The 21038-nt window shown below is 64.7% G+C and carries 21 protein-coding genes; 20 read left to right on the top strand and 1 reads right to left on the bottom strand.

Translation table 11 applies throughout. From position 1 onward, the window contains the following. Positions 1 to 137: 137 nt before the first annotated feature. The 20 genes from gatC (at position 138) to PSUB009319_RS12940 (ending at position 20409) form a co-directional block, all read left to right on the top strand. Positions 138 to 437, top strand: a complete 300-nt coding sequence (gene gatC / locus PSUB009319_RS12845; RefSeq protein ID WP_124382608.1) for an Asp-tRNA(Asn)/Glu-tRNA(Gln) amidotransferase subunit GatC — start codon at positions 138 to 140, stop codon at positions 435 to 437. A gap of 78 nt (positions 438 to 515) precedes the next feature. Further along, entirely contained in the window at positions 516 to 2015 is a 1500-nt protein-coding gene (gene gatA, locus PSUB009319_RS12850) for an Asp-tRNA(Asn)/Glu-tRNA(Gln) amidotransferase subunit GatA (protein ID WP_124382609.1), read from the top strand. 39 nt (positions 2016 to 2054) lie between these two features. Further along, the gene (locus PSUB009319_RS12855; RefSeq protein WP_124382610.1) at positions 2055 to 2528 is read left to right on the top strand and encodes a hypothetical protein; all 474 of its coding nucleotides are present in this window, start codon (positions 2055 to 2057) and stop codon (positions 2526 to 2528) included. Positions 2529 to 2551: 23 nt separating this feature from the next. Further along, positions 2552 to 3544 carry a dienelactone hydrolase family protein gene (locus PSUB009319_RS12860; protein ID WP_124382611.1) on the top strand — a complete coding sequence of 331 codons (993 nt, stop codon included), beginning with the start codon at positions 2552 to 2554 and terminating at the stop codon, positions 3542 to 3544. 72 nt (positions 3545 to 3616) lie between these two features. After that, positions 3617 to 5095 (top strand): Asp-tRNA(Asn)/Glu-tRNA(Gln) amidotransferase subunit GatB, encoded by a 1479-nt coding sequence (gatB, locus tag PSUB009319_RS12865; protein WP_124382612.1) that lies wholly within the window; start codon positions 3617 to 3619, stop codon positions 5093 to 5095. 20 nt (positions 5096 to 5115) lie between these two features. Further along, entirely contained in the window at positions 5116 to 5811 is a 696-nt protein-coding gene (locus PSUB009319_RS12870) for a DUF484 family protein (protein WP_124382613.1), read from the top strand. Positions 5812 to 5824: 13 nt separating this feature from the next. Continuing rightward, positions 5825 to 6814: a tyrosine recombinase XerC gene (gene xerC / locus PSUB009319_RS12875; protein WP_124382614.1), complete on the top strand. Its 990-nt coding sequence runs from the start codon at positions 5825 to 5827 to the stop codon at positions 6812 to 6814. 36 nt (positions 6815 to 6850) lie between these two features. Further along, positions 6851 to 8047 (top strand): class I SAM-dependent rRNA methyltransferase, encoded by a 1197-nt coding sequence (locus PSUB009319_RS12880; protein WP_124382615.1) that lies wholly within the window; start codon positions 6851 to 6853, stop codon positions 8045 to 8047. A gap of 81 nt (positions 8048 to 8128) precedes the next feature. Beyond that, positions 8129 to 8647: a metal-dependent hydrolase gene (locus PSUB009319_RS12885; protein WP_124382616.1), complete on the top strand. Its 519-nt coding sequence runs from the start codon at positions 8129 to 8131 to the stop codon at positions 8645 to 8647. A gap of 132 nt (positions 8648 to 8779) precedes the next feature. Further along, positions 8780 to 10306 carry an FAD-binding oxidoreductase gene (locus PSUB009319_RS12890; protein WP_124382617.1) on the top strand — a complete coding sequence of 509 codons (1527 nt, stop codon included), beginning with the start codon at positions 8780 to 8782 and terminating at the stop codon, positions 10304 to 10306. Between the two features lie 14 nt (positions 10307 to 10320). Then, positions 10321 to 11568, top strand: a complete 1248-nt coding sequence (locus PSUB009319_RS12895) for a lactonase family protein (RefSeq protein WP_124382618.1) — start codon at positions 10321 to 10323, stop codon at positions 11566 to 11568. 92 nt (positions 11569 to 11660) lie between these two features. Then, positions 11661 to 12188 carry a Fur family transcriptional regulator gene (locus PSUB009319_RS12900; RefSeq protein WP_124382619.1) on the top strand — a complete coding sequence of 176 codons (528 nt, stop codon included), beginning with the start codon at positions 11661 to 11663 and terminating at the stop codon, positions 12186 to 12188. Next, positions 12176 to 13261, top strand: a complete 1086-nt coding sequence (locus tag PSUB009319_RS12905) for a GTP-binding protein (protein ID WP_124382620.1) — start codon at positions 12176 to 12178, stop codon at positions 13259 to 13261. Before PSUB009319_RS12900 ends, PSUB009319_RS12905 begins: the two co-directional genes overlap by 13 nt. 422 nt (positions 13262 to 13683) lie before the next feature. After that, a complete protein-coding gene (gene dksA, locus PSUB009319_RS12910) occupies positions 13684 to 14103 on the top strand; it encodes an RNA polymerase-binding protein DksA (protein WP_124382621.1) in 420 nt (139 codons plus the stop codon). A gap of 84 nt (positions 14104 to 14187) precedes the next feature. Beyond that, positions 14188 to 15516: a zinc metallochaperone GTPase ZigA gene (gene zigA, locus PSUB009319_RS12915; RefSeq protein WP_124382622.1), complete on the top strand. Its 1329-nt coding sequence runs from the start codon at positions 14188 to 14190 to the stop codon at positions 15514 to 15516. Positions 15517 to 15627: 111 nt separating this feature from the next. Continuing rightward, positions 15628 to 17229 carry an ABC transporter substrate-binding protein gene (locus tag PSUB009319_RS12920; protein WP_124382623.1) on the top strand — a complete coding sequence of 534 codons (1602 nt, stop codon included), beginning with the start codon at positions 15628 to 15630 and terminating at the stop codon, positions 17227 to 17229. A gap of 161 nt (positions 17230 to 17390) precedes the next feature. Then, complete coding sequence (gene hslV, locus PSUB009319_RS12925; RefSeq protein WP_004628261.1) at positions 17391 to 17927, top strand: ATP-dependent protease subunit HslV; 537 nt, start codon at positions 17391 to 17393, stop codon at positions 17925 to 17927. Between the two features lie 47 nt (positions 17928 to 17974). Next, complete coding sequence (gene hslU / locus PSUB009319_RS12930) at positions 17975 to 19306, top strand: ATP-dependent protease ATPase subunit HslU (RefSeq protein WP_124382624.1); 1332 nt, start codon at positions 17975 to 17977, stop codon at positions 19304 to 19306. 213 nt (positions 19307 to 19519) lie between these two features. Next, positions 19520 to 20134 carry a hypothetical protein gene (locus tag PSUB009319_RS12935; RefSeq protein ID WP_124382625.1) on the top strand — a complete coding sequence of 205 codons (615 nt, stop codon included), beginning with the start codon at positions 19520 to 19522 and terminating at the stop codon, positions 20132 to 20134. Between the two features lie 71 nt (positions 20135 to 20205). Next, positions 20206 to 20409 carry a CsbD family protein gene (locus tag PSUB009319_RS12940; protein WP_124382626.1) on the top strand — a complete coding sequence of 68 codons (204 nt, stop codon included), beginning with the start codon at positions 20206 to 20208 and terminating at the stop codon, positions 20407 to 20409. A 33-nt stretch (positions 20410 to 20442) separates the two neighbouring features. On the opposite strand, the gene PSUB009319_RS12945 is transcribed toward PSUB009319_RS12940, so the two are convergent. Continuing rightward, positions 20443 to 21021, bottom strand: a complete 579-nt coding sequence (locus PSUB009319_RS12945; RefSeq protein ID WP_124382627.1) for a response regulator transcription factor — start codon at positions 21019 to 21021, stop codon at positions 20443 to 20445. Positions 21022 to 21038: the final 17 nt, after the last annotated feature.

Consider the following 21038-nt stretch of genomic DNA (forward strand, 5'->3'; position numbering starts at 1 on the left):
ATTGCGGCAAATCGGCGCCGCCAGGCCGCAATCTGGGAGCGCCCTGCGCGCAGTAGTCGTCGCTTACAGCAGCGCACTGCCGTCGCTTACAGCAGATTACGCACGTTGCCCGCTGCTGCACTCACTGACCCACTCCGATGGCACTCGAACTCTCCGACGTCAAACGCATCGCCCATCTCGCCCGTATCGAAGTCTCTGAAGGCGAGGCGGCGCAGACCCTTACCCAGCTCAACCAGTTCTTTTCGCTGGTCGAGCAGATGCAGGCCGTGGACACCACCGGCATCGAGCCGATGGCCCACCCGATCGAGCAGGTCCAGGCGCAAGCTCAGCGCCTGCGCGAAGATGCCGTCACCGAGGCCGACCGCCGCGCCGACTACCAGCAGTGCGCCCCGGCCACCGAGGCCGGCCTGTACCTCGTACCCAAGGTGATCGAATAAACGGCGCCCAGGCGTCACCCTCGACCCTCCCCATTCGACGTCGCCGGCCATTGCCGGCAGCCCATCCGAACGTATTCGATGACCGCATCCACGATCAAAGCCCTGTCCGCCCAACTCGCCGCCAAGGAGGTTTCGGCGGAAGAACTGGCGCGCCACTACCTGTCGCGCATCGAGGCGGGGGCGCACCTCAACGCCTTCACCCATGTCGATGCCGAATTGACGCTCGCCCAGGCGCGAGCCGCCGACACGCGCATCGCAGCCGGCAACGCGGCGCCGCTGACCGGCGTGCCGATCGCGCACAAGGACGTGTTCGTCACGCGCGGCTGGCGCGCCACGGCCGGCTCCAAGATGCTCGGCAACTACGTCAGCCCGTTTGATGCCACCGTGGTCGAGCGCCTGGGCGCTGCCGGCATGGTGACGCTGGGCAAGACCAACATGGACGAATTCGCCATGGGTTCGTCCAACGAGAACTCGGCCTTCGGCGCGGTCAAGAACCCGTGGAACGTCGAGCACGTGCCGGGCGGCTCGTCGGGCGGCTCGGCAGCGGCTGTGGCGGCCGATCTGGCGCCAGCCGCAACCGGCACCGACACGGGCGGCTCGATTCGCCAGCCGGCATCGTTCTCAGGTATCACCGGGATCAAACCGACGTATGGGCGCGTGTCGCGCTACGGGATGATCGCCTTTGCCTCGTCGCTGGACCAGGGCGGCCCGATGGCGCGCACGGCTGAAGACTGCGCGCTGCTGCTGTCTGCCATGGCCGGCTTTGATCCGCGCGATTCCACCAGCCTGGAACCGGGCCGCGGTGGCGATACGGAAGATTTCAGCCGCCTGCTCGGCCAGCCCCTGCAAGGCGCCGATGCAGCGCGTCCGCTGGCAGGCCTGCGCATCGGCCTGCCCAAGGAATACTTTGGCGCAGGCTTGGCCGATGACGTGCGCAATACGGTGCGTGCCGCGCTGGCTGAACTGGAAAAGCTCGGTGCCACGCTGGTCGACATCAGCCTGCCCAAGACCGAGCTGTCGATCCCGACGTACTACGTGATCGCCCCGGCCGAAGCGTCGTCCAACCTGTCGCGCTTTGACGGCGTGCGCTACGGCCACCGCGCGGCGGAATACCGCGACTTGGCTGACATGTACCGCAAGTCCCGCGCCGAGGGTTTCGGCTGGGAGGTCAAGCGCCGCATCCTGGTGGGCGCCTATGTGCTGTCGCACGGTTATTACGACGCGTACTACCTGCAGGCGCAGAAGATCCGCCGCATCATCGCGCAGGATTTCCAGAACGTGCTGGCCGGTGCCAGCCGCCAATGCGACGTGATCATGGGGCCGGTGGCCCCGACCGTCGCCTGGAAACTCGGCGAGAAGACCAGTGACCCGGTGCAGATGTACCTGGCCGACATCTTCACGCTGTCGACCAGCCTGGCCGGCCTGCCGGGCATGAGCGTGCCGGCCGGTTTTGGCGCCAACGGTCTGCCGGTTGGCTTGCAGATCATCGGCAACTATTTTGAAGAGGCGCGCATGTTGCAGATTGCACATGCGTTCCAGCAGGCGACCGACTGGCACAACCGCCAGCCGGCCGCCTGAGGCCCGTTTCGACGATCCCGCTGTACGCAGGAGGCACGCATGAACCACCGCATCCGCACTGCACTTTGGCTGGGGCTTGCCGCTGGCCTGCTGGCGGCGTGCGTGCCGATTCCGCTGCCGTCGCTTCCGGGCTTGGGCCGGCCGACGCCGATTTCCGATCGGCGCATCGACGTCAACGGCTACTGCAGCCAGACCGAGGAGGACGGCTTCCGCGAGCAGGCGACGCTCACGGTGGCCGACAACAACGTCAGCGCAATGCAATGGCAACTGTGGGTCGGCCGGCGCGGTTCGTGCCGGTTTGATCTGTCGACGTTCCAGCAGACCAAGCGCCGCCCCAGCATCGAACTGCGCGAGCGCAACAGCAATTGCACATTGATGGTCTGGCAGGATCCGCGCCGCGTGACGCTGGCGCACGCCAATTGCGAAGCGCACTGCACGCCCGGCATCTATGAAGAAGCGTGGCCAGTGATGTTCGATCCGCAAACGGGCCAGTGCGCCCGGAATGCCCGCTGATGCGCTCGGTAATGTCCGCAGTGATGCGTACATCGCTTCGCGTGTTTGCGGGGTTGGCCGGCGCCTTGGCGCTGCACGCCGTCGCGCAACCGACGCCGGACGCTGAAGGCGCCCTGCCGGATATGCCGGCTGCGCGTGCACCGTCGTCAGCAGAACTGGATGTGCAGACGGTGGAGATTCCACGTGCATCCATGAAGGATGCGGAGGACGCGCCGCAAACGCTGACTGCCTATTGGGTCGCATCGTCCACATCGCCCACATCGCCCATCAAGGCGCCCGCTGGCGGTTCGCCGGTGGTGATCGCCTTGCACGGCTGCAGCGGCCTGTACACGCAGACCGGTACGGATGCCAAGGCGCTGGGCTCGCGGTATCGCGGTTATGCGCAGTGGCTGCGCGCACGCGGTTACGCCGTGGTGTTCCCGGACAGCTTTGGCCCGCGCGGCAAGCCGCACGGCATCTGCACTGAGCGCACCGCCGCGCGTGATATCAATGGGACTGTCCGGCGGGCCGACGTTCTGGCGACGATCCGCTGGGTGGCCACGCAGCCGGGCGTGGATGCCCGCCGCATTGTGCTTCTGGGCTGGTCCAACGGCGCGCAAGCGGTGCTGGAAGCTGTGGACGGCAGCCGCGCATGGCCCGCCGATACGCCGCCGGTCAATCGCGCCGTGGCGTTCTACCCGGGCTGTGCGTCGGCGCAAAAGCGGGCCGATTATCGGTTGAACGCGCCGCTGCTGCTCTTGGCCGGCGGCAACGACGACTGGACCCCCGCCGATCACTGCCAGGCATTGCAGACCGCCGTGCTGGCCCGCCAGCCGCAGGCGCGTTTCGAGCTGGACATGTTTGGCGGCGCGTATCACGGCTTTGACGGCACGGCGCCGGTCAAGGAGCGCAGCGGCATTCCGAATGGGCGCCAGAATGGGCGACATACGGGCACCGTCACCGTTGGCGGTGATCCGGCGGCACGCGAAGCGGCATTCGCGAAGCTCGCGGCGTGGCTCGATGCGCCGCACCCCTGATCCGCACGGCAGCACACCAAGACTTAAGTACCTAGACATTCACACCACAACAATCGACAGGACACACGCAACATGCAATGGGAAGTGGTGATCGGCCTCGAGACGCACACGCAGCTCTCGACGGTCTCGAAGATTTTCTCCGGCGCCTCCACCGCATTCGGTGCTGAGCCCAACACGCAGGCCGCACCGGTGGATCTGGCATTGCCGGGCGTGCTGCCGGTGCTCAACAAGGGCGCTGTCGAGCGCGCGATCACGTTTGGCTTGGCCATTGGCGCCAAGATCGCGCCCAAGAGCATCTTTGCGCGCAAGAATTACTTCTATCCCGATCTGCCCAAGGGCTACCAGATCAGCCAGTACGAGATTCCGGTGGTGCAGGGTGGCACGCTCACCATCCAGGTGGAGGGCAAGAACGGCCAGCCCGGCTATGAGAAGACCGTGCAACTGACGCGCGCCCACCTGGAAGAAGACGCCGGTAAATCGCTCCACGAAGACTTTGCCGGCATGACCGGTATCGACCTGAACCGTGCCGGCACGCCGCTGCTGGAAATCGTGACCGAGCCCGACATGCGCAGCGCGGCCGAAGCCGTGGCGTATGCCAAGGCCCTGCACGCACTGGTGATGTGGCTGGGCATCTGCGACGGCAACATGCAGGAAGGCAGCTTCCGCTGCGATGCGAACGTCTCTGTGCGCCGGGGCCCGGATGCGCCCTTTGGCACGCGCTGCGAGATCAAGAACCTGAACTCGTTCCGCTTTCTGGAAGAAGCCATCAACTACGAAGTGCGCCGCCAGATCGAGCTGATCGAAGACGGCGGCACCGTGGTGCAGGAAACCCGCCTGTACGACCCCGACCGCAAGGAAACGCGCTCGATGCGCAGCAAGGAAGACGCGCAGGATTACCGCTACTTCCCCGATCCCGACCTGCTGCCGCTCGTCATCGGCGACGACTGGGTCGACCGCGTGCGCGCCACGCTGCCCGAACTGCCCGCCGCCATGGCTGCGCGCTTTGAATCGGCCTACGGCTTGCCGAAGTACGACGCCAGCATCCTGACCGCCACCAAGGCCACCGCCGCGTACTTCGAAGCCGTCGTGGCCGCGGTTGGGGGCGATACGGGCGCTGCCAACGCCAAGGCTGCGGCCAACTGGATCATGGGCGAGGTTGCCTCGAACCTGAACCGCGCCGATCTGGAAATCGATGCTGCACCGGTGTCGCCTGCGCAACTGGCCAAGCTGCTCGCGCGCATTGCTGACGGCACGATCTCGAACAACACCGCCAAGAAGGACGTCTTCCCGGCCATGTGGGCTGGCGAGAGCAGTGGCGATGCCGACGCGATCATCGCCGAGAAGGGCCTGAAGCAGATGTCGGATTCCGGCGAGTTGGAAAAGATCATCGACGACGTGCTGGCGGCGAATGCCAAGTCGGTGGAAGAATTCCGTGCGGGCAAGGAGAAGGCGTTCAACGCACTGGTCGGCCAGGCCATGAAGGCCACGCGGGGCAAAGCCAACCCCGCACAAGTGAACGATTTGCTGAAGAAGAAACTGGGCGCAGCCTAGGAAACCAGACCCCAAGCACCATGAACGCACAAGACGTCGCCAACTATCTGCAAGCGCATCCGGCCTTCTTTGAAGAACACGCCGAGTTGCTGGCCGCCATTCAGTTGACCAGCCCGCACAGCCACCGCGCCGTGTCGTTGCAGGAGCGCCAGATGGAAATCCTGCGCGACAAGAACAAGCACCTCGAACTCAAGCTGTCGGACCTCATGCGCCACGGTAACGAGAACGACCGCACACAGCAGCGCGTGCACGCGTGGACAACGCGCCTGCTGGGCGAAGCCGACACGCACGCGCTGCCGTACGCGGTGCTGGATGGCTTGCGCGAGATTTTTGAAGTGCCCGCCGTGGCGCTGCGCGTGTGGCAGGTGGGCGAAGAGTTCGCGCACCTGGAAGTGGCGCAGGGCGTGAGCGAGGAAGTACGCCTGTTCGCAGCCGGCCTGCGCGCGCCGTATTGCGGCGCCAATGCAGGCTTCGAGGCGGCTGGCTGGCTCGACACGTCGGACACCGGCGGCGAGGCCATCGAGTCGCTCGCCATTGTCACGTTGCGCGTGCCGGTACGTGGGGATGCCGATGCCGATGCCAGCGCCGCGCCGGCCTTCGGCCTGCTGGTGCTCGGCTCGCCAGATGCCCGCCGCTTCCACGACGGCATGGGCACGACCTATCTGGCGCAGATCGGCGAACTGGCCGCCGCCACGCTCAACCGCCTGCGCGACTGAGCGCACGCGCCACATGCCGCAATCTGCCCACCACGAGGATCGCGACGCACCCGCGCCACCGCATCCGCAGATTGCGGCCTATCTCGATGCATTGAAGTTCGAGCGGCAACTCTCGCCGCACACGCTGGAGAGCTACGGCCACGAGCTGGCCGTGCTGCAGCGCCTGGGCGCGCAACACGCCGCCGGCATCGACCTCACGCAACTGCAGACCCACCACATTCGCCGCATGATGGCGCAACTGCACGGCAACGGTCTGTCGGGCCGCAGCATTGCGCGGGCGCTGTCGGCGTGGCGCGGCTGGTTCAAGTGGATGGCGCTGCGCGATGCGGCGGTCACCGCCAATCCGGTGGATGGCGTGCGTGCGCCGAAAAGCCCCAAGCGATTGCCCAAAGCGCTGTCCGTCGAACACGCTGTTGCGCTGATGGAGCAATTGCCCGGCGACGATGCCGAGACGATTCGGGACCGCGCCGTCAACGAGTTGTTCTATTCGTGCGGGCTGCGTTTGTCTGAGCTGGTCAGCCTGGACTTGCGCCACGTGAAGGCCGGCGAGTACGAATCGGCCAGCTGGCTGGACCTCGACGCGCGCGAGGTGATGGTGCTCGGCAAGGGCAGCAAGCGGCGCACCGTGCCGGTCGGCTCCAAAGCCGCCCAGGCGCTGGCCGCGTGGCTGGCGGTGCGCGAGCAACTGGCCAAGCCGGATGCCGCGCCGGAAGATGCGCATGCGCTGTTTCTCTCGCCGCGCGGCAAGCGGATTGCGCAGCGGCAGATCCAGCTGCGCATGAAGCGCAACGCCATCGAGGGGGGGGTGCCGGCCGATGTGCATCCGCACGTGCTGCGGCATTCGTTTGCGACGCATATGCTGCAGTCTTCTGGCGATTTGCGCGCGGTGCAGGAACTGCTTGGGCACGCCAGCATTGCCAGCACGCAGGTTTATACTTCGCTCGATTTTCAGCACCTGGCCAAGATCTACGATCAGGCGCATCCCCGCGCGAAGAAGAAGTAGCGCTGCCCGCTTTGCCGGGCGAACCATCCCAGTCGTATGCAAACCCTGATTCTCAAGCCCGGCAAGGAGCGCTCGCTGCTGCGCCGGCACCCGTGGATTTTCGCCAACGCCATCGACCGTATGGAAGGCCGCCCGCCGGCCTCCGGTGCAACGGTGGTCGTGCGTGCCGCCAGCGGCCAGTTCCTGGCGCGCGCCGCATTCAGCCCTGTTTCGCAGATTCGCGCTCGCGTGTGGTCGTTTGACGAGGCCGAGCCCATCGATCACGCCTTCTTCAAGCGCCGCATCGCCGCTGCCGTGGCGTACCGCCGCGCGTGGGTGCACGACACCGACGCCGTGCGCCTCGTCATGGGCGAGGCCGACGGCCTGCCCGGCTTGATCGTCGACCAGTACGGCACGGGCGAGACTGGCCAGCTTGTCTGCCAGTTCAGCGCTGCCGGCGTCGAGCACTGGAAGGACGCCATCGTCGCCGCGCTCATCAAAGAAACCGGCTGCCCGAACGTGTATGAACGTTCTGATGTGAGCGTGCGCGAGCGCGAAGGCCTGGAGCAGATGACCGGCGTGCTGGCCGGTGCCGAGCCGCCCGAAGACCTGTCGGCCACCGAGCACGGCGTGCGGTATTACGTGGATGTGCGCGAAGGCCACAAGACCGGCTTCTACGTCGACCAGCGCGACAACCGCGCACTCGTCGGCGCACTGGCGAAAGACCGGGACGTACTCAACTGCTTCTGCTACACCGGCGGCTTCTCGCTGGCGGCATTGAAGGGCGGGGCGCGCTCGGTGGTGTCAATCGATTCGTCTGGCGAAGCGCTGGCGGTGGCCGAGCGCAACGTCGCACTCAATGGCTTTGATGCCGCGCGCGCCGAGTGGCTCGATGCGGATGTGTTCAAGTCGTTGCGCAACTTCCGCGCGGAAGGGCGCCAGTTCGACCTGATTGTGCTGGACCCGCCCAAGTTTGCGGCGTCGGCGCAGCAGGTGGATCGCGCGGCGCGGGCGTACAAGGAGATCAACCTCGTCGGCATGCAATTGCTGCGTCCGGGCGGTCTGCTGTTCACGTATTCGTGCTCGGGCGCCATTGATGCAGACCTGTTCCAGAAGATCGTCGCTGGCGCGGCCGCCGATGCCAAGGTGACCGCGCGCATCCAGCGTCGGCTGGCCGGTGGTGTGGACCACCCGTTGCTGACAAGTTTCCCGGAGGGCGAATACCTCAAGGGCTTGTTGCTGCAGATCGGCTAGCAATTTGTCGCAATTTTTGGCTTGTCCCGGCAAGCCAGAAATTGCGAAGATGCGGCCCTTTGGTTTTTTCGCATCACGTCGATGGCATCCAGCGCCGCCCATCACGCGACAGGCTGGGCGGCGGGTTTGATCGCCGCCACCTTCGTCGCACAGGCTTCCCATACCTCTCTTGAGCACCTCGGCAGCATCCTGGCGTTTTGCGCGGCAGTTGCCGGCAGCACTGCGCCTGACTGGATGGAGGTGGCGTGGTGGCGCCGCGCACGCCGCCTCTGGATCACGCATCGCACCGCCACCCATTGGGGCGTCGGCTGGATTGCGGTGCTGGTGCTGTCGTATCACGCGCTCGGCCACGGTCACGCATGGGCGCCGCTGCTGTTCGGCTTTGCCTGCGGCGGGTTGATGCACCTGCTGGCCGATTGGCCCAACCCGCTGGGCGTGCCGTGGATCTGGGGCCGTCATTCCCTGAACCTTTGGAAGAGCGGGCGCTGCGATCTGATCGTGGTGATCCTGGCGTGGGGCGCAGCGTGCTGGCTGGCGCGGCCGTTGTGGGCAACGACAGCGACACGTGTCCTCACGTGGTTCGCCCATCCAATGCGCTGACGCAGCGCTATCGACACTGTCTGATGGTAGCCGGGCCTGCGAGCGACTAAGTTGAAACCGCCGGACGTCGCGCGTCCGAATCCAACTTCGTTTGCGCAACGCTTGCGCAAACGCCCTCACCGGGAGCCGTCGATGACGCTGGATGTGACTCGCCAGGACCCTCGCTACAACACACTCAAACATGGTTTCAACCTGCGCTGGCCGGCAACGGATGCGCAGGCTGCCGGCCGCATCGCCCTCATTGAAAAGCCCGGCGATGTGGTGCCCGCCGTACAGCGCATCATCAACGCGGGCCAGCGCCCGACGGTGCGCAGCGGCGGACATTGCTATGAAGACTTTGTCTCCAACAACCCCGGCGGCACGATCGTCGACCTGAGCTTGCTTGACTCGCCCGAGGTGCACGCCGATGGCTCGGTGCGCATTCCGGCCGGCACGCAGAACTGGAACGGCTACCTCGAGCTGTACAAGCGCCACAACGTGACGCTGCCCGGCGGCTCGTGCTATTCGGTGGGCGCGGGTGGGCATATCTGCGGCGGCGGTTACGGGTTGCTATCACGGCTGCAGGGGCTGACGGTGGATTGGCTTTCCGCCGTGGATATCGTTACCGTCGACAAGGCGGGCAAGGCGGCCGCGCGTACGGTGGACGCTGCGCACGATCCGGATCTCTTCCGCGCATGCCGGGGTGCGGGCGGCGGCAATTTTGGTGTCATCACCGGCTACACGTTCGCCAAGCTGCCCGAGGCGCCGCAGGAAGTGGCGCTCGCCACCGTGGCGTTTGACTGGGCCAACATGACGCCCCAGCGCTTTGCCGAGCTGCTGCGCATCTACGGCGACTACTGGGAGACGCGCGGCAAGGACCCGGACACCTGGGGCATGTTCTCGCTGCTTAAGCTCACGCACAAATCGGCCGGGCAGATCGTGCTGCTCACACAGTTCTGCAACCCGGATGGCACGTGCCGTGATCTCTCTGTCCTCAATGATTTTCTGAACCGCTTCCAGGCCTGCGCGCCTGCACCGGTCAAGGGGCGCCCGCCCGGCTATGGCCCTGCGCACAAGCAAGGCATGGGGCAACTGCTTTGCTCCAAGCCGCACACCATCGTGCAATACGACTGGCTGACGGCCACGCAATACTTGAACGGCTCGGGCGTCAACCAGCGCGGCAAGTACAAGTCTGCTTACATGAAGCGCGGCTTTACGGCGCACGAGGCGCAGCGTATCTACACGCACCTCACGCGGACGATGCCCGGCCTGGATTTGAGCCAATCGCTGCTGCAGGTGGATTCGTACGGTGGCGCCACCAACAAGGCCGAGCGCATTGGCGATACCGCTGTGCCGCAGCGCGCGTCCATCATGAAGCTGCAATACCAGACGTACTGGGGCGCCCCTGCTGACGACGCGGGGCACCTGCGCTGGATCAGTGATTTCTACCGCGACGTCTACGGTGCCCCCGACGTGCCCGCCCCGCACAGCGGCACGCCCTACCCCGGTGACCGGTACGAGGGCTGCTACATCAACTACCCCGACGTCGACATGCTCGCCCACCCGTTCTGGCCGCAGCTCTATTACGGCAATGGCGACCTGTATGCATTTCTGCAGGAAGTGAAGCGCCGGTATGATCCGAACAACATCTTCCACCACGCGATGTCCGTGCGTGTGTGAGGAGGAGCCACCTAATGACCAACCGCCAACCCCCAACGCGTCGAACCTTCATGCAATGGACCGGTAGCCTGCCCTTGGCAGGCGCGTTTCCCAAAACTCTGATGGCCCAGGCCGGCGACGCGCCCGCTGCTTCGGGTACACAGCCCGCCGCAGTGCCCCGCGCGCTGCGCTTCGCCTACGTCGGCACCTACACGTTCAACGCACCGGGCGGTACCGCCGGTGGCCCGGCCGCACGCGGCATCTACGTGCTTGCCCCGCGCGGCGATGCTTGGACGCAGGTGCAGGTGGTCGAGAGCGCCAACCCGTCGTTCTTGGCCGTGCACCCGAATCAGCGGTTTCTGTACGCCATCAATGAGCTTGAAGTCTACGAAGGCCGCCCGAACGGCAGTGCCGAGGCTTACGCCATCGACCCGCAGGACGGCAAGCTGACGCTGCTCAACCGGCAGCCGCTATCGTTATCGGGCACGAATCCGGCGCACGTGGTGGTGTCACCGGATGGGCGCTACCTTTGCGTGTCGATCTACAGCGGCGGGGCATACAACCTCCTGCCGATTGATGAAGGCGGCAAGCTCGGCAACGTATCCGGCATCTTCAAGGACACCGGCTCGGGCCCGCGCCCCGAACAGGAAGCGCCGCACGCCCACATGATGCTGTTCGACACCACCGGCAAGCACGTGATCGGCACCGACCTGGGCACCGATCGCATCAACGTGTTCGCCATGGAAGGCGGCAAGCTCGCCCCGCGTGATCGCGCACAGCTCAAGCCCGGCAGCGGCCCGCGCCATCTGGCGCTGCATCCGCAGGGCACGCTGCTGTATGTCATCAACGAACTGGATGGCTCCGTCGCTTGCCACGGGTACGACCCCGCCACCGGCCACGTGCTGGAGGAGCGCCAGCGCATCTCCACCACGCCTGCCGACTACACCGGCCAGAAGAGCGGCGCCGAGTTGCTGATGCATCCGTCGGGGCGCTTCCTCTATGCCAGCAACCGAAAGCTGAAGTCGGACCACCCGCTGGCCGACAGCGTGGCCGCGTTCAGCATTGACGCGTCGGGCAAGCTCACGCCGCTCCAGCACTGGAGTGAAGGTGTGCGCTTCCCGCGCGCGATGACGATGGCACCCGACGGCGGCCACCTCTACGTGCTCAACCAGAAAGGCGACACGATCCTGCGCCTGCGCATTGACCCGCAGACCGGCAAGCTGGATCAGCCCACAGTCGTGGCGAAGGTGCCGACGCCGGTGTGTCTGGTGGTTGCGGCATGAGCTGAAGCTAAGCGCAAAAGGACTGGGCGGTGCAGGGTCGCCCAGTTGCAACTCAATTGCAGCAACCCGCGCCCCGTGGGACAATCCCGCGCATGACTGCCCCGGCCGCACGAGACGATCTCGTCACTAAGCACCCCGATTCGCCTGAAGAGGCTGCGCGCGCACGCTTGCGCGGTTTGGGCAGCCGTGTGACCGAGCCCCGCGTACGCGTGCTGGCCGTGCTGATGCAGGGCGCCGATCCGCTCTCGCACCAGGCCGTGTGCGACGCGCTGCCGGTCGACTCGGGCATCGATCGTGTGACGGTCTATCGCGTGCTCGATTGGTTGGTGGCTGGCGGCATCGTCCACAAGACTGCGGGCGCGGATCGCGTCTTCCGCTTCAGCCTGGCGGAGCATGACGCCGCGCGCGAAGCGGTGCATCGCACTCACAGCCACTTCCATTGCACACAATGCGGGCGCGACTTCTGCCTGGAAGCCGCCGAGCCACCGGCCATGCCAAAGGCCGCTCTGCCCGCCGGCTTCGCGGCAGACCATGCCGAACTCACCATCAAAGGCGCTTGCGCGGATTGCGCTGATCCCGCCGCCCACCACAAGACAGGAAACGCATCATGTCCAAAATGATCCCGGTCACCATCCTGACGGGCTTTCTCGGCAGCGGTAAGACCACGCTGCTCAAGCGCATCCTGACCGAACAGCACGGCATGAAGATCGCCGTGATCGAAAACGAGTTCGGCGAAGAGAACATCGACAACGACATCCTCGTGCAGGATGGCAACGAGCAGATCGTGCAGATGAGCAACGGCTGCATCTGCTGCACCATCCGTGGCGATCTCGTGGCCGGTCTGTCGGATCTGCTCACGCGCCGCGACAACGGCCAGATCCAGTTCGACCGCGTGGTCATCGAGACGACCGGCGTGGCCAACCCCGGCCCCGTCGCGCAGACCTTCTTCATGGATGACGAAATCGCGAGCCGCTACCTGCTGGACGCCGTCATCACGCTGGTCGACGCCAAGCACGGCAACATGCAGCTCGACAAGCAGGAAGAGGCGCAGCGCCAGGTGGGCTTTGCCGACGCCATCTTCATTACCAAGAGCGATCTCGTTTCCGCCGACGACGTGGACGCACTGCGCCACCGGCTGTTGCACATGAACCCGCGCGCCCCGATCCGCACCGCCAACTTTGGCGACACGCCGATCGACACCATCTTTGATCTGCGCGGCTTCAACCTGAACGCCAAGCTGGAGATCGACCCCGATTTCCTGCGTGAAGACGATCACGACCATGATCATGATCACGACCACGGGCATGACCACGCCTGCTCGGCCGATTGCGACCACGATCACGGGCATGACCACCACCATGGTCACGGCCACCATCACCACGGTCACGCGCATCACACCGATCGCATCGCCTCGTTCGTCTTCCGCAGCGAGCGCCCGTTCAATTACACCAAGCTGGAGGAATTCCTCTCGGGCGTGCTGAACATCTACGGAGAGAAGCTGCTGCGCTACAAGGGCGTGCTCTATATGGAGGGCGTCGACCGCAAGGTGGTGTTCCAGGGCGTGCACCAGCTCATGGGCAGCGATGTGGGCGGCAAATGGGACGGCGAGACCCCTTCCAACCGGATGGTGTTCATTGGCGTGGACCTGCCGCGCGAAACGATTCTGAAAGGATTGGAGAACTGCCTGGCCTGATCCAGGATGCTTCCCCCTCCTTTTGGGTGGCTCTGCCGGTCGCTTTCAGGCAGAATCCGGCCCGGGTTTTCTGTCCGTGTTTCTCCGATAGTTCAGTTAATATCGTTCAGCTACAATAGGTCGATTTCGAGGCACGTCGTCAGAAGCACGTCCGACAGGAGGAGCAGGCGATGGTCACGCAGAACAAGGACGGACGCAGCGCCCAAGGGGGCGCCATGCGGCCCGAAACGGAGTCGGCTGCAGCCCAGGCTGAGCCAGCCACCCGGAAAAAAGCGGCAGGGGGCGCCGCTGCGGGCAAGGCAACAGGAGGCGCGCGGGGCGGCAAGTCCGCCGCCAGCCAGAATGAGTCCGGCGCATCCCCGCGCAAGGACGACGCGAAAGCCGACACGGCGCGCGATTTACCAGGATCATCCGCAGCAACCATGAGCAGCAAGAAACTACTCACCGAAGCCGAAATCCTGAAGATGGGCGACAAGGATTACATGAACGAGGCGCAACTTGCCTTCTTCAAGGACCGGCTTGTAAAAATGCGCGACGAAATTCTCGCGAATGCCAACCAGACTGTCAGCGACCTGCGCGAGACTGTGATCGTGCCGGACCCGGCTGACCGTGCCACCATCGAAGAAGAGCACGCGCTGGAGCTGCGCACGCGTGATCGCGAGCGCAAGCTGCTCAAGAAGGTCGAACAGTCGATCGCCCGCATTGACGCCAACGACTACGGCTACTGCGACGAAACCGGCGAGCCGATCGGCATTCCGCGCTTGCTTGCACGCCCCACCGCCAACCTGACGCTGGAGGCGCAGGAGCGCCGCGAAAAGCGGCAGAAGTTGATGGGTGACTGACGCGTGCGTCGCATCGGTTGACGCATTCGTTTGAATCTTGCAGCCCGGTAACCCACCGGGCTGTTTGCTTTATAGGCCACGAACATGTCTCGTCCGCTTCCCGTTACCGTGTTGTCCGGCTTCCTGGGCGCCGGCAAGACCACGCTGCTCAACCATGTGCTCGCCAACCGCGAGGGCAAGCGCGTGGCCGTGATCGTCAACGACCTGTCGGACGTCAATATCGACGCGCAACTCGTGGGCGACGGCACGGCGGCAATCGACAACCGCAGCGCCCAACTCTCGCGCACCGACGAGCGCATGGTCGAGCTGTCCAACGGCTGCATCTGCTGCACACTGCGCGAAGACCTGCTCGACGAAATCGCGCGGTTGGCCCGCGAAGACCGCTTCGACTATCTGCTGATCGAATCGACCGGCGTGGCCGAGCCGCTGCCGATTGCCGAGACGTTCACCTTTGAAGATGCCGAGGGCGACGTGTTGTCGGACCTCGCGCGGTTGGACACGATGGTCACCGTGGTTGACGCTCAGCACTTCCCCGCCGACTACGATGCTGCGGATTTCCTGGCAGACCGTGGTCAGGCCCGTGATGAGGACGACGACCGCACCGTCGTCGACTTGCTGATCGAACAGGTTGAGTTTTGCGACGTGATTGTGCTCAACAAGATCGACCTCGTGAGCGACGCGGAGCGCGAGCGCCTGGCCGGCATCCTGCATTCGCTGAACCCGCGTGCCCGCATCGTGCCGGCGTCGTTCGGCACGGTGCCGCTGGACGAGATTCTCAACACGCACCGCTTCGACTTCGATGCCGCATCCGCTGCACCCGCGTGGCTGGCCGAGTTGCGCGGCGAGCACGTACCCGAAACGGAAGCGTTCGGCATCCGCAGCTTTGTCTATCGCCGCCGCAGGCCGTTCCACCCGCAGCGCCTGTGGGACCTGATGCACACCGAATGGCTGCGTGAACACGGCCGCGTGCTGCGCTCCAAAGGCTATTTCTGGCTGGCGTCGCGCATGGAGACGGCCGGTAGCTGGGGCCAGGCCGGCGGTGTGATGCGCCACGGCGGTGCCGGTGCGTGGTGGGCCGCCGTGGACGAAGCCGAATGGCCCGACGAGGAAGAGGCCCGCGCTGACATCGTCGACAAGATGCTCGACAACGGTGCGCCTGCAGCATGGGGCGACCGCCGCCAGGAACTCGTCTTCATCGGTACGGATCTGGATGAGGCCGCGCTCGTCGCACAGATCGACGCCTGTCTGCTGACCGACGCCGAATTGGCTGCCGGCCCCGAAGCCTGGGCCGCACTGCCTGATCCGTTTCCGGCCTGGGCCTTTGACGACCATGACGACGAAGACTGGGATGACGAAGCCGATGGGCACGATCACGAACACGGTGACGATTGCGGCTGCGGGCACCATCACTGAGCACTGCCAGCGCACAGCCCTCCTCCCGCTTCATCGACGTTGACACCGGCGTCATCCCATCCTGACAATCCCCGAACGTTTGTTTTCGTCACAAACCATCGGGGAGTCGTCATGCCGGTTCTGCGTCTGCTGCGCGTTGCAAGCCTGATCGCCACGCTGTCTTTTGCCACAGCGCTCACGGCGCTGGTGCCGCTTGCGGCGCATGCCCAGCCTGCGTCTACGCTGGCGATCGGCCTCTCGGGCGATATCACCTCGCTGGATCCACACTTCCACAACGTCACGCCCAATTCGAATGTGGCCGAGCACATGTTCGAGGCGCTGATCGCCAAGGACGAGAAGATGCGCCTCAAGCCCGGCCTGGCCACGTCGTGGAAGGCCGTGAGCGATGTGGTGTGGGAGATCAAGCTGCGCCCCGGCGTGCATTTCCATGACGGCAGCGAGTTCACCTCGGCCGATGTCGTCTACTCGCTGGCACGCCCGGCCACCATCAAGAACAGCCCGTCGCCGTTTACGATCTATACGCGCGGCTTCAAGGAGGTGACGGCGATCGACAAGCTGACCGTGCGCATCACCACCAACGGGCCGTATCCGCTGGTGCCCAACGACTTGTCGACCATCTACATGGTGTCGAAGAAGGCCGTCGAGAAAGCCAGCGCCGACGACTTCAACAATGGCCGCGCGATGATCGGCACGGGGCCGTACAAATTCGTGTCGTTCACGCGCGGCGATCGGCTTGAGCTGACGCGCTATGACGGCTACTGGGGCAAGAAGCCGCAATGGGAGCACGTGACGCTGCGCATTTTGACGGCTGACGCACCGCGCGTTGCTGCATTGTTGGCCGGCGACGTGCAGGTCATCGAGAACGTGCCCAGTTCCGACATCAAGAAGCTGATGACCAACCCGGCGGTGTCGGTGTTCAAGATGCCGGTGTTTCGAATGATGTATCTGCACATGGATTCAAACCGCGATGTGTCGCCGTTTGTGACCGACAAGGCCGGCAAGCCGCTGCCGAAGAATCCGCTCAAGGACCCGCGCGTGCGCCAGGCGATTTCATTGGCGATCTCGCGCCAGGCCATCGTCGACCGCGTGATGGAAGGCGCTGCCGAGCCGACCGGCCAGCTCGTGGGCAGCGCGTTGTTTGGCCACGTGCCGAGCCTGAAGGCGCCGGTGGCCGATCCGGCCGGCGCCAAAAAGCTGCTTGCCCAGGCTGGCTACCCCGATGGTTTTGCCATCACGCTGCACGCGACCAACAACCGCTACCCGAACGATGACCGCGTCGCGCAGGTGATCGCTTCGATGCTTTCGCGGGTGGGCATTGCGACCAAGGTCGAGACGATGCCATCGGCGTCGTTCTTCACGCGGGCGAACAAGCTGGACTTCTCCTTTCTGCAAGCGGGCTGGGGCGCGGATACGGGCGAAGCCAGTTCGAGCCTGAAGGCGTTGCTCGCCACCTATGATCCGGCGCGCGGCTGGGGTGCATCCAATCGCGGGCGCTATTCGAACCCGGCGCTTGACGCCAAGTTGGCCGAAGCCCTGCAGACCATCGATGATGCCAAGCGCGAGAAACTGCTGCAGGAAGCTACCGAAATCGGCATGCGCGATGGCGGCGTGATTCCGCTCTACTTCAATATCAACGTATGGGCGGCGCGCAAGGGTTACACGGTGGTGCCGCGTCTGGATGAACGCACCTACGCATTTGATGTGACGCGCTGAAGCAGCAAAAAGCGATTTCCGGTGCACAAAAAGTGTGCGTTGTGACGGAAATCAGGCTTGAAATCCTGGGGGCTGGCGTCAAGTATGGAGCTCTTTGGCCGACCCCGGTGGTCGGCCCGTTTTGGGCCGCGCCACGCTGGCTCACCCCTAGGAACAAGCGCATGGAACAGTATCACGGCACCACCATCGTCAGCGTGCGGCGCGGCAACCAGGTCGCGCTCGGCGGCGATGGCCAGGTCACGCTGGGCAACATTGTGATGAAAGGCTCGGCCCGCAAAGTGCGCGCCATTTACGATGGCAAGGTGCTGGTCGGCTTTGCCGGCGCCACCGCCGACGCCTTCTCCCTGCTCGACCGTTTCGAGGCCAAGCTGCAGAAGCACCAGGGCAACCTGCTGCGCTCGGCCGTGGATCTCGCCAAGGACTGGCGCACCGACCGGGCGCTGCGCCACCTCGAGGCGATGTTGATCGTCGCGGATCGTGAAGCCACCCTCGTCATCACAGGCAACGGCGATGTGCTCGATCCCGAAGGCGGCATCGCTGCCATCGGTTCGGGCGGCTCGTATGCACAATCGGCTGCCAAGGCGCTGATGGAGAACACCGACCTCGCTCCGCGCGACGTGGTGGAGAAATCGCTGCGCATCGCCGGCGAACTCTGCATCTATACCAACACCAATTTCGTGATCGAGACGCTCGAGTAAGCGCCCCGCTTTTCGCCATCTCGTCCGCACGTACTGCCAGGATTCCCATGTCTGAAACCATGACGCCGTCGGAAATTGTCTCCGAACTCGACAAGCACATCATCGGCCAGCACAAGGCCAAGAAGGCCGTGGCCGTGGCGCTGCGCAACCGCTGGCGCCGTCAGCAAGTGAGTGACCCGCTGCGCCAGGAGATCACGCCCAAGAACATCCTGATGATCGGGCCGACCGGTGTGGGCAAGACCGAGATCGCGCGCCGCCTGGCCAAACTGGCCGATGCACCGTTCATCAAGATCGAGGCAACCAAGTTCACCGAGGTGGGCTACGTTGGCCGTGATGTCGACACCATCGTGCGTGACCTGGCCGAGATGGCCGTCAAGCAGACGCGCGAATCCGAGATGAAGAAGGTGCGCGCCAAGGCCGAAGACGCAGCGGAAGATCGCATTCTCGACGTGCTGATCCCGCCGCCGCGCGACATCGGTTTTGCGCAGCCGGAAGAGAAGGATTCCACCGCGCGCCAGACCTTCCGCAAGAAGCTGCGCGAAGGCCAACTCGACGACAAGGAGATCGAGCTGGAAGTGTCGGCCGGCACGCCGAGCATGGACATCATGGGCCCGCCCGGCATGGAAGACATGACCGAGCAGATCCGCTCGATGTTTGCGGGCCTGGGTCAGGGCAAGAAGAACCGTCGCAAGATGAAGGTCAAGGAAGCCTTCAAGCTGCTGATCGACGAAGAGGCTGCCAAGCTCGTGAACGAAGACGAGCTCAAGCAGAAGGCGGTGGCCAACGTCGAGCAGAACGGCATCGTGTTCCTGGACGAGATCGACAAAATCGCCAGCCGCAGCGAGTACGGCGGCGGCGAGGTGTCGCGCCAGGGCGTGCAGCGTGACTTGCTGCCGCTGGTGGAGGGCACGACCGTCAACACCAAGTACGGGATGATCAAGACCGATCACATCCTGTTTATCGCGTCGGGCGCGTTCCATCTGTCCAAGCCGAGCGATCTGATTCCGGAGCTGCAGGGCCGCTTCCCGATTCGCGTGGAACTGGATTCGCTGTCGGTGGAAGACTTCCGCGCGATCCTCACGCAGACGGACGCGAGCCTCACCAAGCAGTATCAGGCGCTGCTGAAGACCGAAGGCGTTGACCTCGTGTTTGCCGATGACGGCATCCATCGCCTGGCGGAAATCGCCTGCTCGGTGAACGAGAAGGTCGAGAACATTGGCGCACGCCGTTTATACACGGTGATGGAGCGGCTGCTTGAAGATCTGTCGTTCCACGCGCACAAATCGTCGGGAGAGACGGTGACCATCAACGCTGCGTACGTCGATGAGCGCCTGAGCGAACTGTCGGGCAACGAAGATCTGTCGCGCTACGTGCTCTAAGCGTGTAAGCAACGCATTCTCACGCCCTGCGGGCCGCATCGGAGACGATGCGGCCCGTTCTGTTTGGGCGCCTGCCAAGCCAGGCCCCGCAAGGGATTGCTCAGAATCCTGCGGGATCGGGCCCGTTATCTGCTGAACACGGTGGTGCCGCAAAGACAATGCGCGCCGCGCACCCAGCGTGCGCGACCCCAACCATGACAAGGAGAGAAGCGTATGAAACCGATCCAACGCCTGGCCCTGTGTTGCGTGCTCGCCTGTGCCCCGTTTGGCATTGCCCATGCCCAACTCACGCCCGCGCCAACCGGGCCCGCCAGCGCTTCGGCACCCAACGATGCCAAGCGCACCGCCTACGACAGCGCGGTCAAACAAGCCGATGCCAACTACAAAGTCGCTAAGGACAAGTGCGATGCAGTGAAGGGCAATGACCGGGACGTCTGCCGTGCGCAGGCCAAGGGCGATTACAACGTCGCCAAGGCTAACGCCATGGTCGACCGCGACGGCACCGAGGCCGCCCGCGACCGCGCCGCGAAGGAAAAGGCCGAGGCTGACTATGACGTCGCCAAGACCAAGTGCGGTGCCATGAAGGGCAACGACAAAGACAACTGCGTGAAGGACGCCAAGGCCGCCTACACGCGCGCCAAGGGTGGTGAGGAAGTGAGCCACGCCAAGGCGACGGGTACCGCCAAGGACGTCAGCGAAGCGCGCCGAGATGCTGTCAAGGATGACAACGACGCCAACTACAAGGCCGCCAAGGAACGTTGCGACGCCATGTCGGGCGATGCCAAGACGAAGTGCCAGAACGACGTAGCCGCCAAGTTCAAGAAGTAAGCCGCGCAGAAGTGTCCACACGGGCGGCCAACGGGTTGCCCCTGCTTTGTTTCAATCACAACGGAGGACGTATGAATTGGGACCAGATCGAAGGCAAATGGGATCAGGCCAAGGGCAAGGTCAAGGAGAAGTGGGGCCAGCTCACGGACGATGATCTGACCACGATCCGCGGCAAGCGCGACCAGCTTGCCGGCAAGATCCAGGAACGCTACGGCTACACGAAGGAGCGCGCCGAAGACGAACTCAAGGCGTGGGAACGCGATACCCGCTGGTGACGCGACACTGAGACTGCTCCACGCGGCCGGCGTTTATTTGGCGACCGGCCGCTTGCCCAGCTTGCGCTGCAGCGTGCGCCGGTGCATGTTCAGCGCCCGCGCGGTGGCCGAGATGTTGCCGCCGTGCTCGGCCAGCACGCGCTGGATGTGCTCCCACTCCAACCGCGCGACCGACAGCGGGGCGGGGTTTTCCATTGTCTGCTCGGCCACGGCTTCAGACACGCCCACTTGCAGGGCCAGCAGAATCGAATCGACATTGGCCGGCTTGGCCAAATATTCATCCGCCCCGAGTTTGACCGCCTGCACAGCGGTGGCGATGCTCGCATAGCCCGTGAGGATCAGCATGCGCGCGTCCGGCAATGCCTGGCGTAGCGGGGCAATCCAGTGCAGGCCCGAATCTGTGCCGCCATGGGGCATCAGGCCCTTGTCGCTGGCGGCCAGGTGTAGATCGACCGTGACGCAGGAAAAGCGCGTCTGCCGCGCCAGGGTCAGTGCTTCGCCGCCGGTGTGGGCGATCTGCGGGGCAAACCCGCGGCGCGTGAGCGCGCGCGCCAGCGTCTGCGCAAAGACGTCGTCGTCGTCGAGGATCAGGAAAGGGGCGGGTTGCTGCATGGTGTTCTCCGGGGCCG

It is taken from the genome of Ralstonia sp. SET104 (genome assembly GCF_003851545.1).
In the GTDB taxonomy this organism is placed as follows: Bacteria; Pseudomonadota; Gammaproteobacteria; order Burkholderiales; family Burkholderiaceae; genus Ralstonia.